Raw genomic sequence first — 13,596 nt, 5'->3', positions numbered from 1 at the left:
GGCGTTGCCGGGCCCGACGCCGCCGTCCACCTGCAGGTCGGCCGCGCTGCCGAGCTCGTCGAGCCAGCCCCGCACGGTCCGCACGCGCTCCAGGGCGCCCGGGATGAACTTCTGCCCGCCGAAGCCCGGGTTGACGCTCATGACCAGCACGAGGTCCACGTCGCCGAGGACGGGACGCAGGGCTTCCAGGGGCGTGCCGGGGTTGAGCACGACGCCCGCGCGCGCGCCGAGTTCGCGGGTCAGGCCGACGGCGCGGTGGATGTGCCGCGTCGCCTCGACGTGGACGGTGAGGCCGTCGGCGCCCGCCTCGCGGAAGTCCCGCAGGTAGCGTTCGGGCTGGTCCACCATGAGGTGGACGTCGAGGAAGCGGTCCGTGACGCGGCGCGCGGCCTCCAGGATCGGCAGGCCGAAGGAGATGTTCGGGACGAAGGTGCCGTCCATGACGTCGACGTGCACGAGGTCGGCGTCCGCGGCGTCGAGGGCCCGGAGCTCCTCGCCGAGGCGGGCGAAGTCGCACGAGAGGATGCTGGGGGCGAACTTGAGATGGGGCATTCGGGGGTCAGTTTAACATTTACGTTCCATGAAAGCAGAGACACGGGGACACACCAGGCAGGAGCGAGGGCCGCTCCGCCCATGAGTGTGGAGACGCGTGGACGCCCCAGGCATGAGCACCGGACCGCTCCGGTGCGTACGCCGCCAGAACGCGGACGGCCACCCCAACGCATGCAGAGACGCGTCACCGCCAAAGGCACAAGCGAGGGGCCCTCTCCCTCCTTTGCGGCGCCGTTCTCAATTCCCGTCCATGCCCCGCATATCCCGTTCAGCCTGGGCTCTGTACAATCCCCTCGTGACTTCCGCGCCCCAGTCCCTTTCGGCTCTCGTCCCGCAGGCTCCTCCCGGCACGCTGCTGCTGCTTCCGCAGGTGGCGCGCGCGGCGCTCTTCGCGGGATTCCGCGGTCCGGCGGTGCTGCTCACGACGCCGGAACGCCTGCCCCTGTACGCGGCGACGGGCACGCTGGGCGCGCGCGCGTCGGTGAATCCGGGCCTGCGCGAGTGGGGCGCGCGCGAGGAGCACGTCGTGATGGACGTCGTGACGGCCCTCGACCTCTTCCCGGGCGATCCGGACGCGCACGCGCTGACCCTGCGGCTCGGCGGGACGTACCCGCGCGAGGAGACGCTGACGCGGATCGAACGGCTGGGCTACCCGCGCGACTCGGGGCTGGAGGGCGCCGGGCCGGGGTACGTGTTGCGTGGCGACACGCTGGACCTGCGGCCCGACGGCGGCGCGGGCGTGCGCGCGGAGTTCTTCGGGGACGAGCTGGACACGCTGCGCGTCCTGAACGAGGACGGCACGCCGGGCGAGCGCATCGAGACGTTCACGCTCGCGCCCGCCGAGGGCTATCTCACGGACGTGAAGTGGGACGCGACCCGGCTGGCCCTGCTGGAGGGCCGGGTGTTCCTCGACAGCCCGGAGTTCTTCGGGAGCGCGCTGGGACCGCAGCTCGACACGCTGTGGGCGCTCCTGGCGGACCGGGAGGTGACGAGCTTCGGGCGGGCGCCGCTGGACCTGCCGGACGAGACGCTGCCCCTGCGTCCCCTGCCGTTCTACCGGGCGAAGCTCGCGGAGTTCGCGGGGGACGTGGAGCGCTGGCGCGCGTCGGGCTACCGGGTGCTGATGCTGGTGCGGCACGACCGGACGGCCACGTACCTCGCTTCGAGGCTGCTCGGCGCGGGCGAGCCGCGCTGGCTGAAGCAGCCCCGTGTGAGGGAGGGCGACCTGGGCTTCCTGCGCGCGCCCGGCGAGGGCGGCTTCGAGGTGGTGGGGGAGAAGACGGTGGTCCTCACGGAGGACCTCGTGTACGGCTTCCAGGGCGGCAGCGCGCTGCGCGGCAAACGGCTGTCGGGACGTCCGGTCGCGGACGCGCTGGGCCTGCAGGTCGGCGACTACCTCATCCATCCGGAGCACGGCATCGGGGAGTTCCTGGGGCTGGAGACGCGCACGGTGCTGGGCGTCGCGCGCGACTACCTGCACCTGCAGTACAAGAACGGCGCGAAGCTGTACCTGCCGATCGAGCTGCTGCCGATCCTGCGCCGTCATCCGGGCACCACGGACGATCCGCCCGCCCTGTCGAGCCTCGACAAGAAGGACTGGTCGAAGGCGCGAGAGCGGGCCAGGAAGAACGCGGAGGAGCTCGCCGGGAGGCTGCTGGTGCAGTACGCCGCGCGGCAGGTGACGCCGGGAACGGCCTTCGCGCCCCTGCCGGAGTGGGACGAGCAGATCGAGCGCAACTTCGCGTTCGAGCTCACGGCGGATCAGGTGACGGCCCTCGCGGACACCATGCGGGACCTGGAAAAGGCCAACCCGATGGACCGCCTCATCGCGGGCGACGTGGGCTTCGGCAAGACGGAGGTCGCGATCCGCGCGGCGCACCGCGTGATCGGGCACGGGAAGCAGGTGGCGGTGCTGGTCCCGACGACGCTTCTCGCGGAGCAGCACACGGAGACCTTCCGGGCGCGCTTCCGGGACCTGCCGGTGCGGGTGGAGGGCCTGTCGCGCTTCACGCCGCCGAAGCAGGCCGAGGAGATCCTGCGTGACCTCGGCGAGGGCCGCGTGGACGTCGTCGTCGGGACGCACCGGCTGCTGTCGCAGGACATCCGCTTCAAGGACCTCGGGCTGATCGTCGTGGACGAGGAGCACCGCTTCGGCGTGATGCAGAAGGAGAAGCTGCGTGCGCTGCGGGGCATGCCGGAGCCCGGTGAACACGGGCGGGTGGACATCCCGCAGGGCGTCAAGGCGGTGGACGTGCTGGCCCTGTCGGCCACGCCGATCCCACGCACGCTGTACATGAGCATGGTGGGCCTGCGCGACATGAGCGCCATCCAGACGCCCCCGAAGGGCCGCAAGCCCATCCAGACGGTGCTCGCGCCGTACGATCCCATGACGATCCGCGACGCGATCGTCACGGAGATCGAGCGTGGCGGCAAGGTCTTCTACATCCACGACCGCGTCGCGAGCATCGGGTCGCGCAGCCTGTACCTGCGCAACCTCGTGCCGGAGGCGCGCGTGGGCGTCGCGCACGGCCAGATGAACGAGGAGGCCCTCGAGGAGATCATGCTGGGCTTCGAGGAGGGCGCCTTCGACGTGCTGCTCGCCACGACGATCGTGGAGACGGGCCTCGACATCCCGGAGGCGAACACCATCCTGATCGAGCGCGCGGACCGCCTGGGGCTCGCGCAGCTCTACCAGCTGCGCGGACGGGTGGGCCGCCGGGCGCAGGAGGCGTACGCGTACATGTTCTACCCGCCGCGCATCACGGAGAACGCCTCGCGGCGCCTGTGGGCCATCGCGGACCTTCAGGACCTCGGGTCGGGGCACAAGCTCGCGGAGAAGGACATGGAGATCCGCGGCGTGGGCAACATCCTCGGGGAGGAGCAGCACGGGCACGTGCAGGCCGTCTCCATCGACGTGTACACCGAGCTGCTCGCGGAGGCCGTCGCGAAGCTCAAGGGAGAGAAGCTGCAGTCGGCGGCGTCCGTCGCGATCGACCTGCCGGTGAACGCGCGCCTCACGCCGGAGTACTTCGGGGACGAGGACGAGCGGATCGGCGCGTACGGCCGCATCAGCGACGCGCGGACCCTCCCGGCGCTCTCGCGAGTGGAGCGCGACCTGCGCAAGCGCTTCGGACCGCCCCCGGCGGAGGTGCAGGGCTTCCTGGACCTCGCGCGGCTGCGGCTCACGGCGCTCGCGAAGCGGGTGCTGTCCATCTCGGATTCCATGACGGGCATCACGGTGACCTTCGCATACAAGGGCCTCGACTACGACGCGGCGGCGCTGCGCAAGTTCGAGTACAGGACGGAGGTGGCGCCGTTCCCGCCGTCGGTTCGGCTCGACAAGCGCGGCCTGAAGCCCGACGAGTACCCGCGCGTGCTGATCGACCTGCTCGGCTACTTCGGCTGAGGGTTCCCGGCATGATGGCCTAGACGGCCGGGCGCGCTTGACGCTCCCGCCCGGGGCCCCTATCTTGCTGAGGCTGTTCATGGAGTGCTCAGGGCCGGGTCCTCCCGGCCCGCCGAGCCCGTGAGCGCGAGACCTGCTGTCACCGGAGTTCACATGCGTAAATTTCTGCTTCTGGCCGCGACGCTGAGCCTGTCCTCCGCGTTCGCCGCGCCCTTCGTCTACCCCGCCAAGTGGTCCGCCGACGCGCCGAAGGACGCCAAGCGCGGCGGCGAGCTGCGCGTCGCGCAGATCTCGGACTTCAAGACCTTCAATCCCTTCACGACGACCATCAGCGGCGACGGTCCGCAGGTGCTCGGCGCGGGCGGCTCGGGCGCGGTGGGCTACTCCACCGTGGGCCTGTTCACGCAGGACCCCACCACGGACGACCTGATCCCCTACATGGCCGAGGGCATGCCGGAGGTCAGCAACGGTGGCAAGCGCTTCGTCGTGACGATCCGTCAGGGCATGCAGTTCAGCGACGGTCAGGAGATCACCGCCGACGACTGGGTCACCACCGCGAGGATCCACGCGGACGACGAGGTGGGCAGCAACAGCCGCGACACCTTCTTCGTCGGCGACAAGCCCGTGAAGGTCACGAAGCTCGGCAAGTACAGGCTGCAGTTCGACTTCCCGCAGTCCACCGCGACCGCGTACGTCCGCATGAGCTACACGCCGTGGCCCGACCACGTGTTCGGCAAGGTGTACGCGTCGGGCGGCGCCGCCGCGATCCGCAAGCTGTGGGGTCTCAACACTGACGGCGACGCCCTCGTGACGCCCGGCATGTGGGTCCTCGACTCCATCCGGCCCGGCGAGCGCGCGGTGTTCAGGAAGAACAGGTTCTTCGGCGAGTGGAACCGGGACAGCGCGGGCGGCGCCCTGCCGTACCTCGACCGCTACAGCGTGACGACCGTGGCGAACACAGCGGCGCAGGTGGCGACGTTCGTGGCGGGCCAGATCGACGTGAGCGGCCTGTCGAACGTGGATCAGCTCTCGCAGGTGAAGCGCGCGATCGACGCGGGGCAGCTGAGGGCGACGCTGCTGCCGAACGTGAGTCCGAGCGCCAGCACGCTGTACATGACCTTCAACTGGAACAAGTCGAGCGACCCGTTCAAGCAGTCGCTCTTCCGCAACGCGAAGTTCCGTCACGCGATGAACAGCCTCATCGACCGCGACGCGATCATCAAGCTCGTGTACGGCGGCCTCGGCACGCCGGTGTACGCGGGCGTCCCGGCGCTCTTCGGCAAGTTCGTGCCCGCCGACCTGCCGAAGGACGAGTACGACGAGGCCGCCGCCGCGAAGCTCCTCGCGTCGATCGGCTTCAGGAAGAAGGACAAGGACGGCTGGCTCGTGGACGCCAAGGGCCGCCGCCTGGAGTTCAACCTCCAGACGAACGCGGGCAACAGCCAGCGCGAGCAGATCGCGCGCCTCTTCGCGGACGCCGCGAAGAAGGTGGGCGTGAAGGTGAACACGCAGTTCATCGACTTCAACGTCCTGACGGGCTACACGGGCGCGAAGGGCGACAACCGGCCCTTCGACGCGGTCATCTCGGGCTTCTCGGGTGGGGACAACATCTGGCCCTTCGGGAACAACATCATCTACTGCGACGGCAGCCTGCACAACTGGAACCGCAGCGGCAAGTGCCTCGTGTCGCAGGAGAACCTGATGGTGAAGCTCTTTGATCAGGGCGACGCGGAGCTCAACACCGCGAAGCGCCGCGCGATCGGCGCGCAGCTCCTGAAGGTGACGGCGGAGCTCAGCCCGCACCTGTACTTCCCCACGCCGAACTACCACGTGACCTTCAACAGCCGCGTGGGCGGGGAGTTCCCCAAGGGCGTGATGGACGGCTACTACGGCAGCCGCGCGCTGGCCCTCACGTTCGTGAGGTGAGCTGACGCAGGCGTCTCCGAGCGGACGACCCCATCGGGGTCGTCCGCTCGTCTGGTCTTGCAGCGTCACGGGTGGACTTGTGCATATCTATGCGGAATATGCATGAGGGCAGGGCGCCAAGATGAATGCAAACTTCATCTGACGGCGGTCTGACCGCGTGTTCATGAAGGTGAAGCCGCCTGTTCTTATCAAAACCTTTAGTCGACGGGTTAACATACCTTCACGATGACGCACGCCACCAACAGCCTTGTGGAAAAGTATGCGACCTTCCTCACGGAGCAGGGCTACGGCGCGACCGTCGACGCGGAAGGGGACCTGTACTTCCGCGTCGAGGGCGGCCACTACTTCCTGCGCGTCAGCGAGCAGGACCCGCTCTCCTTCGTCCTGCTCTACCCGAACTTCTACGGCGTGAAGAACGACGGCGACCGCCGCCGCGCCCTCGAAGCCGCCTGCGAGGTCAACACCCGCACGAAGGCCGTGAAGGTCTTCGTCGCCGGGAACGACACCCAGGCCGTGGTAGAGGTCCTCCTCGCGAACGAGGGCGACTTCAAGGCCGTCTTCGCCCGCGCCCTCGAACTGCTGCGCGCCGGCGTGAGCCGCTTCCGCGAGATCGTGCGCGAGCGCGAGCAGTGGCCGCAGAACGTGCTCAAGGCCTGAAGGTTGTAGAGACGCGTCGACGCCCCAGGCAGAAGGACCGGGCCGTCCCGCCCATGAGTGGAGAGACGCGTGGGCGCACGAAGCAAGAGAGAGGGGCCGTCCCCGCCATGCGTGCAGAGACGCCTGAACGATCCAGGCAAGAGGACCCGACCGCTCGGGTCCGTTCGGGGACGGAGCGTAAGCAGGTCTGTCCGTACGCAGCCAAACGCGGTCGGCCACCCCACACCCGCAGTGACGCGTCGACGCCCCAGGTAGAAGGACCGGGCCGCCCCACCGACATTCCCGCGAGGACACTTCCCGGTGTCCTCGCGTCATCTTTTGGTGTACGCCCTCGTGCGCCACACGGACGGTGCGCCCGGAGGCGAGCGTGGCCTACCATACGTTCAGGAGGTCCACGATGGACAAACCGAACGTATGGGCCGGGGGGGTGCTGGTGGGCCTCGGGCTGCTCTTCCTGGCGCAGAGTTCCTTCGGCGTCGATCTGCTGCACGGCTGGAACTGGTGGGCCGTCTTCATCCTGATTCCGGCGCTCGCGGCGTTCTCGCGCGCGCAGGCGATGTACCGCGCGCGCGGCACGCTGGACGCCGCCACGCGGGGCGTGCTGGTCGGCGGGCTCTTCCCGTTCGTGGTGGCGCTGATCTTCCTGCTGAACCTCGACTGGGGCCGCGTCTGGCCGATCTTCGTGATCCTCGCGGGCGTGAGCGCCCTGCTCGCGCGGCCCGGTCACCGCTGACGACCATTACACTGTCGCCATGCGCGACATCAGCCGTTCCCTCACGCCCGGCCACCCGAACTGGCCGGGCGACGATCCCTTCGTCGTGGAGCCCCGCCTGCGCATCGAGCGCGGAGACACCGTCAACACGGGCCTGCTGAGCACCAGCACGCACACGGGCACGCACGTGGACGCGCCCTGGCATTACGACGACGAGGGCGCGCGCCTGCACGACGTGCCGCTGGAGGTGTACGTGGGCCGCTGCCTCGTCGTGGACGCCACGGGGTACTCGCCCGTGCCCGAGAGCGTCCTGGACGGAATCCACGACCTGCCCGAGCGGGTGCTGCTCCACACCGGTCAGCCCGCCGCGTGGGTGACCTTCCCCGAGGACTTCGCGGCGCTCTCCCCGGACCTCGTTCGGGCCCTGGCGGCGCGCGGCGTGAAGCTCGTCGGGACGGACGCGCCCAGCGTGGATCCCCTCACGAGCAAGACGCTGGACGCGCACCGCGCCTGCCGCGACACGGGCCTGCTGATCCTGGAGGGCCTCAACCTCGACGGCGTCCCGCCAGGGGAGTACGAGCTGACCTGCCTGCCGCTGCCCCTGCACGGCGTGGACGGCGCGCCCGCCCGCGCGATCCTCAGGGATCTCCCGGAGCCCGTGTGAGGCGCGCTGATCGCACGACCCGAACGGTACGGCCGTCCGTACCGGCGAAGACGTGGGAGCCCGTGTGAGGCGCTCCGACTTCGTGTACCCCGAGGGGCAGATCTACCTCGACGGGAACAGCCTCGGGCTCATGCCGCACGCGGCGGCGCGTGAGCTGCGCCGCCGCGCCGACGAGTGGGCCTCGCGCGCCGTGTCGGGCTGGGACGACTGGTTCGACCTCGCCGAGCGTCTCTCCCCGAGCGTCGCGCGGCTCGTCGGGGCGCGCGACCACGAGGTCGTCGCGACGGGCGGCATCACCGTGAACCTCCACGCGCTCCTCGCGACGTTCTACAGGCCCACGAGCGTGAAGCGGAACCTCGTCGCGACGAGCCTCGACTTCCCGAGCGACCTGTACGCGCTCAAATCCTGGGCGGACCGCGAGGGCGCCGAGCTGCGGCTCGTGGAGAGCCGCGACGGGAACACCCTCACCACCGAGGACGTGATCGCGGCGCTCTCGGCGGACGTGGCGCTCGCGCTGCTGCCGACGGTGCTGTACCGCAGCGGGCAGCTCCTCGACGTGGAGACGATCACGCGCGTGGCGCGCGAGCGGGGCGTCACGATCGGCTGGGACGCCGCGCACTCCGTCGGCTGCGTTCCGCACGCCTTCCACGATCACGACGTGGACTTCGCCGTGTGGTGCCACTACAAGTACGTGAACGCCGGCCCCGGCGCGCCCGGCGGGCTCTTCGTGCACGAGCGGCACCATCACGAGACGCCGGGCCTCGCGGGCTGGTGGGGTCACGACAAGGGCACGCAGTTCGAGATGCGCGGCGACTTCCGCAAGGCGGCGGGCGCGGGCGCCTTTCAGATCGGCACGCCGAGCGTCCTCGCGCTGGGAGCGCTCCAGGGCGCGCTCGAAGTGTTCGACGAGGTCGGGATCGAGGCGGTCCGGGCGCGCTCGCTGGAGCTCACGGACCGACTGATCGCCCTCGCGGAGGAGCAGCTGCCCGAACTGCGGGTCGTGACGCCCCGCGAGCACGCCGCGCGCGGCGGGCATGTGGCGCTCGCGCACCCCGAGGCGAACTGGCTGTCGCTCGCGCTGCGGGAGCGCGGCGTCGTGCCCGACTTCCGCGCGCCCGACATCCTGCGGCTCGCGCCCGTCGCGCTCTACAACGACGAGGCCGAGCTGGAGCGCACCGCGAGCCTCCTGCGCGAACTCCTCGACTCGGGCGCGCACCGCGAGTTCGCGGGCCGCGAGGGCGCCGTCAGCTAGCGGACGCCTCCCCGGCCCAGCCGAACCGCTCCATGATCGCGTGCGGCACCCGCTTCGGGCGGTGCCGCACGGGGTCCACCCACACCCACTGCGTGTCGGCCTCCACCAGCAGTTCGCCCGTGCTCGCGCGCCGCACGTCGTGATGACGGACGGAGCGCACGCCGCCCGCGCTGGTGATCTCGGTCGTCACGGCGATCACGTCGCCCTCGTGCGCGGGCAGGTGGTAGGTGATGGAGTGGTGCCGCGCGACCGGCACCGCCCCGAGCTCCTTCATGACCTCCAGGCCCGCCCCGACGTGATCGGCGTGGGCGCGTGCCGCCTCCTCCATGTAGCGGAGGTACACGGCGTTGTTGACGTGCCCGAGCTCGTCGATGTCGGAGGCGGGCACGGTGAAGGTGTGGGTGTACTGACGGCGCGGATCCATGCGAGGCAGGGTAGCAGGCGCGCGGCCCGTGCGCGTCAGGAGGACGTGAGGTCGTTCACGGCCCGCGCCGCCTTCAGGTCGAGGTCCGTCACGCCGCCCCTGGAGTGCGTCACGTACGTCACCCGCACCTTCTTCCACGAGATCGTGAGGGCGTCCGGGTGATGGTCCGTCTTCTCGGCGAGGAGCGCGACGCGCAGCGCGAAGGCCGCGCCGTCCGCGTAGCTGGGGAAGTCGAACTCGCGCGAGATGCCGCTCGTGTCGCCCGTCCAGCCGTCGGGCAGGTTCCGCTGGAGGTCCTCGGTGCTCAGGGTCATGCCTCCAGTTAAACTCTTTCGGTGACTCACACCGTGTTGGTCCTTCCCGGCTGGAACTCCAGCGGCCCCGACCACTGGCAGACCTGGCTGCAGGCACGCCACCCGGACTTCGCGCGGGTCGAGCAGGCGGACTGGGCCACGCCCGCCCTCGCCGACTGGACGGCCACGCTGGAGGCGTACGTGGCCCGGCATGCGCCGGTGGTCCTGGTCGCGCACAGCCTCGCGTGCCCCACCGTCGCGCACTGGGCGAGAGCGGGCGAGGACCGCGTGCTGGGCGCGCTGCTCGTCGCGCCCGCCGACGTGGAGCGCCCGGACCTGCCCGCCGAACTCACGGGCTTCCGGGACGCGCCCGAGCGGCCCCTGCCGTTCCCGACGACGCTCGTCGCGAGCCGCACGGACCCCTACTGCACCTTCGAGCGCGCCGCTCACCTCGCACGTGCCTGGAACGCCCGCCTCGTGGACGCGGGCGACGTCGGACACCTCAACACCGCCAGCGGTCACGGCCCCTGGCCCCAGGGGGAGACGCTGCTGGAGGAGATCCGTCAGGCGGCGGAGGGCCCGCGCCGGATCGGCGGATGAGCACCTCCGGCCCGGCTCGCTAGTATGGTCCGTATGGTCGTGACCCGCATCGCTCCGAGCCCCACCGGTGACCCGCACGTCGGCACCGCGTACCAGGCGCTCTTCAACACCGTCTTCGCCCGTCAGAACGGCGGGAAGTTCATCGTCCGCATCGAGGACACCGACCGCGCCCGCTACAACGCCACGAGCGAGACGCGCATCCTCGACATGCTCGACTGGCTCGGCCTCACGCCCGACGCGAGCCCCCGCCACGAGGACGAGCTCGGGCCGTACACGCAGTCGCTGCGCGCGGACCTGCACCGCGAGCACGCCCGGAGGTTGCTGGACGCCGGGCACGCCTACCGCGCCTTCGACACGTCCGAGGAGCTCGACGCGCGCCGCAAGGCAGCGGAGGAGCGCGGGGAGTCCTACCGCGGCTACGACCGCCGCGACCGCGACCTGCCGCGCGAGGAGTCCGACCGCCGCGCCGCCGCGGGCGAGCCCTTCGTGCTGCGTCTCAGGGTGCCCTTGGAGGGGGAGACCGTCGTCCGCGACCGCCTGCGCGGCGACGTCCGCTTCGACAACCGCGAGCTCGACGACAAGGTGCTGCTCAAGACCGACGGCTTCCCCACCTACCACCTCGCCGCGATGGTCGACGATCACCTCATGGGCGTCACGCACGTCATCCGCGCCGAGGAGTGGCTCGTGAGCACCCCCATCCACGTGCTGATCCTGCGCGGCCTCGGCTGGGACGAGCCCGAGTGGATCCACACGCCGTGGCTGCTCGGCCCGACCGGCAAGAAGTACAGCAAGCGGCGCGGGGACCCCAGCGTGGAGGACTTCCGCCGCATGGGCGTCCTGCCGGAGGCCCTGCTGAACTTCCTCGGCATGATGGGCTGGAGCATGCCCGACGGCCGCGAGATCTTCGGCGTGCAGGACATGATCGAGCACTTCACGTGGGAGCGCGTGTCGCTCGGCGGCAGCACCTTCGACGTGACCAAGCTGCGCTGGCTCAACGGGAAGTACCTTCGCGAGGTGCTCACCGAGGAGGACGTCGCCACGCGCCTGCACGCCTTCCTCACCGAGCAGGGCGTCCAGGTGCCCCTCGACGATCACTTCCGCGCGGTCGTGCGGCTCATGGTGCCGCGCTTCGAGGTCTTCTCCGAGTTCTGGGAGAAGAGCACGTACTTCTTCACGGAGGACTACGCCTTCAACGAGAAGGCCCTGAAGCTCCTCGCGGACGGGCGGGACTTCCTGGATGACCTGCGCCGCGCCCTCGCGGAGGCGCCCGCCTTCGACCAGACCACCCTGGAGGCCCTGCTGCGCGGCTTCGCGGACAGCGCGGGCCTGAAGCCCGGCAAGGTCATGCAGCCCCTGCGCGCCGCCGTGGCGGGCACGCCCGAGAGCCCCGGCATGTTCGAACTCCTCGAGGTGCTCGGGCGCGAGCGGGTGCTGAGCCGCCTCGACCGCGCGATGAGCGTGGCGAGCGCGTAAGCCACGTGCGAAGGGCGGCGCCTCCACTCCGGAGGCGCCGCCCTCGTCCTGTTCGCGCGGGTTCTACTTCTGGCGGAACACGAGCGTCTCGCCGCGGTCCGTGGCGAGCAGCAGCACCGGCCCCGACAGGCTGAAGCGGCGCACGCTGCCGAGCGTGCGCAGGTAGCGCGCCTCCAGCGCGGTCGCGACGTCGTTCGCGCAGGCGCGGCGGGTCGTGGCGAGCGGGCTGAGCCTGACCTCGCGCTGCGTGACGGTGTACGTGCCCGTGAAGGTGTTGCAGCCCGTGGTGCCCGTCACGCGTCCGCCTTCGAAGCGGAGGGTGGGCGCCTCGGCGCGCTGCACGGTGGGGGAGGTCCGCAGGTTCCCGGCGCGGTGCAGCGTCCACGTCTGACCGGTCGGGAGGGCCTGCGCGAGGACGGGCGCGGCCGTGAGGGTGAGGAGGGAGAGGAGACGCATGAGAGCCTTCATGCGCCCAGTCAAGCATCCGCGCATGAGAAGCGTGCACGGCGGGCGCGTTCGCCGCGCGGCACGGTTGACGCGCGGCGCGCGCGGTATGTTGGGCGCATGTCCTGGTTCGACCGACTCCGCGACGGGCTCTCGAAGACCCGTCAGCAGCTCAATTCCATGGCCGGGCCCCTCGGGGCCGACGTGAAGGACGTCCTGACCAACCGCCTCGACACCATCGAGGACCTCGAATACGCCCTGCTCGCCGCCGACGTGGGCCGCGCCGCCACCGAGGAGATCCTGGAGGACATCCGTCAGAGCGGCAAGAAGAACCTCCAGGAAGCCCTGATGGACGCCATGACCATCCAGCTCGAACCCGACGCTCGGCGCGCGCAGCTGCGCAAGCTCGGCTTCACGCCCGACGCGCGCAAGGCGACGGTGGAGCCCGCGGGCGGCGTGATCATGATGGTCGGCGTGAACGGCGTCGGCAAGACCACCACCATCGCGAAGCTCGGACAGTACTACCGGGCGAAGGGCCGCAGCGTGATGTTCGCGGCGGGCGACACCTTCCGCGCCGCCGCCGGGGCGCAGCTCGGCGTGTGGGGCGAGCGGCTCGGCGTGCCCGTCGTGCAGGGCGTGGACGGCGGCGACCCCGCCGCCGTCGCGTTCGACGGGGCGAGCGCGCGCCTCGCGCGCGGCGTGGACCTGCTGCTGGTGGACACCGCCGGTCGCCTCCACACGAAGCACAACCTCATGGAGGAGCTCAAGAAGGTCAAACGCGTCATCGACAAGGCCGACCCGGGCGAGCCCGCCGAGGTGTGGCTCGTCCTCGACGCCGTGACGGGCCAGAACGGCCTGCAGCAGGCGAAGAAGTTCCACGAGTCGATCGGCCTGACGGGCGTGATCGTCACGAAGCTCGACGGGACCGCCAAGGGCGGCATCGTCGTGCCGATCGTGCGGGAACTCGGCGTGCCCATCAAGTTCATCGGGGTGGGGGAGAGCGCGGAGGACCTCCAGCCCTTCGAGGCGCGCGAGTTCATCCGGGCGCTGTTCGACGTGGAAGTGCCGCGAGAGTGACGCGGAACGCGAGCGCCGTGGAGGTCCTGCTGGACTTCCACTCGGCCCTGGCGGACGTGCGGCGTGAGCTGCGCGGCGCGTCCGTGCTGCACACGCCGCGCTCGCCGCTCGTCGGG

Annotated in this window: 13 protein-coding genes; 9 read left to right on the top strand and 4 right to left on the bottom strand. The window is 70.6% G+C overall.

The window, feature by feature from the left end:
* A partial coding sequence (gene rpe / locus DEIPI_RS39740) for a ribulose-phosphate 3-epimerase (RefSeq protein ID WP_027481985.1) occupies nucleotides 1-552 on the bottom strand: 552 nt, incomplete at its 3' end.
* A gap of 295 nt (nucleotides 553-847) precedes the next feature.
* Between rpe and DEIPI_RS0112515 the strand changes: the two genes are divergently transcribed.
* The 6 genes from DEIPI_RS0112515 (at nucleotide 848) to kynU (ending at nucleotide 9,169) form a co-directional block, all read left to right on the top strand.
* Nucleotides 848-3,958 carry a DEAD/DEAH box helicase gene (locus tag DEIPI_RS0112515; protein WP_027481984.1) on the top strand — a complete coding sequence of 1,037 codons (3,111 nt, stop codon included), beginning with the start codon at nucleotides 848-850 and terminating at the stop codon, nucleotides 3,956-3,958.
* Nucleotides 3,959-4,111: 153 nt separating this feature from the next.
* Complete coding sequence (locus tag DEIPI_RS0112510) at nucleotides 4,112-5,884, top strand: ABC transporter substrate-binding protein (protein WP_027481983.1); 1,773 nt, start codon at nucleotides 4,112-4,114, stop codon at nucleotides 5,882-5,884.
* Nucleotides 5,885-6,109: 225 nt separating this feature from the next.
* Nucleotides 6,110-6,541, top strand: a complete 432-nt coding sequence (locus DEIPI_RS30805; protein WP_157463634.1) for a YbjN domain-containing protein — start codon at nucleotides 6,110-6,112, stop codon at nucleotides 6,539-6,541.
* Between the two features lie 397 nt (nucleotides 6,542-6,938).
* Nucleotides 6,939-7,274 carry a LiaF transmembrane domain-containing protein gene (locus DEIPI_RS0112500; RefSeq protein WP_027481982.1) on the top strand — a complete coding sequence of 112 codons (336 nt, stop codon included), beginning with the start codon at nucleotides 6,939-6,941 and terminating at the stop codon, nucleotides 7,272-7,274.
* A gap of 19 nt (nucleotides 7,275-7,293) precedes the next feature.
* Complete coding sequence (locus DEIPI_RS0112495) at nucleotides 7,294-7,917, top strand: cyclase family protein (protein ID WP_027481981.1); 624 nt, start codon at nucleotides 7,294-7,296, stop codon at nucleotides 7,915-7,917.
* A gap of 64 nt (nucleotides 7,918-7,981) precedes the next feature.
* Complete coding sequence (gene kynU, locus DEIPI_RS0112490; RefSeq protein ID WP_027481980.1) at nucleotides 7,982-9,169, top strand: kynureninase; 1,188 nt, start codon at nucleotides 7,982-7,984, stop codon at nucleotides 9,167-9,169.
* Here the strand turns inward: kynU and DEIPI_RS0112485 are convergent.
* Complete coding sequence (locus DEIPI_RS0112485) at nucleotides 9,162-9,593, bottom strand: thioesterase family protein (RefSeq protein WP_027481979.1); 432 nt, start codon at nucleotides 9,591-9,593, stop codon at nucleotides 9,162-9,164. The genes kynU and DEIPI_RS0112485 overlap by 8 nt on opposite strands.
* A gap of 35 nt (nucleotides 9,594-9,628) precedes the next feature.
* Nucleotides 9,629-9,907 (bottom strand): 4a-hydroxytetrahydrobiopterin dehydratase, encoded by a 279-nt coding sequence (locus DEIPI_RS0112480; protein ID WP_027481978.1) that lies wholly within the window; start codon nucleotides 9,905-9,907, stop codon nucleotides 9,629-9,631.
* A gap of 21 nt (nucleotides 9,908-9,928) precedes the next feature.
* Between DEIPI_RS0112480 and DEIPI_RS30800 the strand changes: the two genes are divergently transcribed.
* Nucleotides 9,929-10,486, top strand: a complete 558-nt coding sequence (locus DEIPI_RS30800; protein WP_045234240.1) for an RBBP9/YdeN family alpha/beta hydrolase — start codon at nucleotides 9,929-9,931, stop codon at nucleotides 10,484-10,486.
* Nucleotides 10,487-10,519: 33 nt separating this feature from the next.
* Nucleotides 10,520-11,959 carry a glutamate--tRNA ligase gene (gene gltX, locus DEIPI_RS0112470; protein ID WP_027481977.1) on the top strand — a complete coding sequence of 480 codons (1,440 nt, stop codon included), beginning with the start codon at nucleotides 10,520-10,522 and terminating at the stop codon, nucleotides 11,957-11,959.
* A gap of 63 nt (nucleotides 11,960-12,022) precedes the next feature.
* On the opposite strand, the gene DEIPI_RS30795 is transcribed toward gltX, so the two are convergent.
* Nucleotides 12,023-12,427: an META domain-containing protein gene (locus DEIPI_RS30795; RefSeq protein WP_169737099.1), complete on the bottom strand. Its 405-nt coding sequence runs from the start codon at nucleotides 12,425-12,427 to the stop codon at nucleotides 12,023-12,025.
* 96 nt (nucleotides 12,428-12,523) lie between these two features.
* On the opposite strand from DEIPI_RS30795, the gene ftsY reads away from it, so the two are divergent.
* A complete protein-coding gene (ftsY, locus tag DEIPI_RS0112460; RefSeq protein ID WP_027481975.1) occupies nucleotides 12,524-13,480 on the top strand; it encodes a signal recognition particle-docking protein FtsY in 957 nt (318 codons plus the stop codon).
* Nucleotides 13,481-13,596: the final 116 nt, after the last annotated feature.

Source organism: Deinococcus pimensis DSM 21231 (assembly GCF_000519345.1).
Classification (GTDB): Bacteria; Deinococcota; Deinococci; order Deinococcales; family Deinococcaceae; genus Deinococcus_A; species Deinococcus_A pimensis.
The sequence above is the reverse complement of the archived record's forward strand: the minus strand, read 5'-3'. Positions and strand labels throughout refer to the sequence as shown.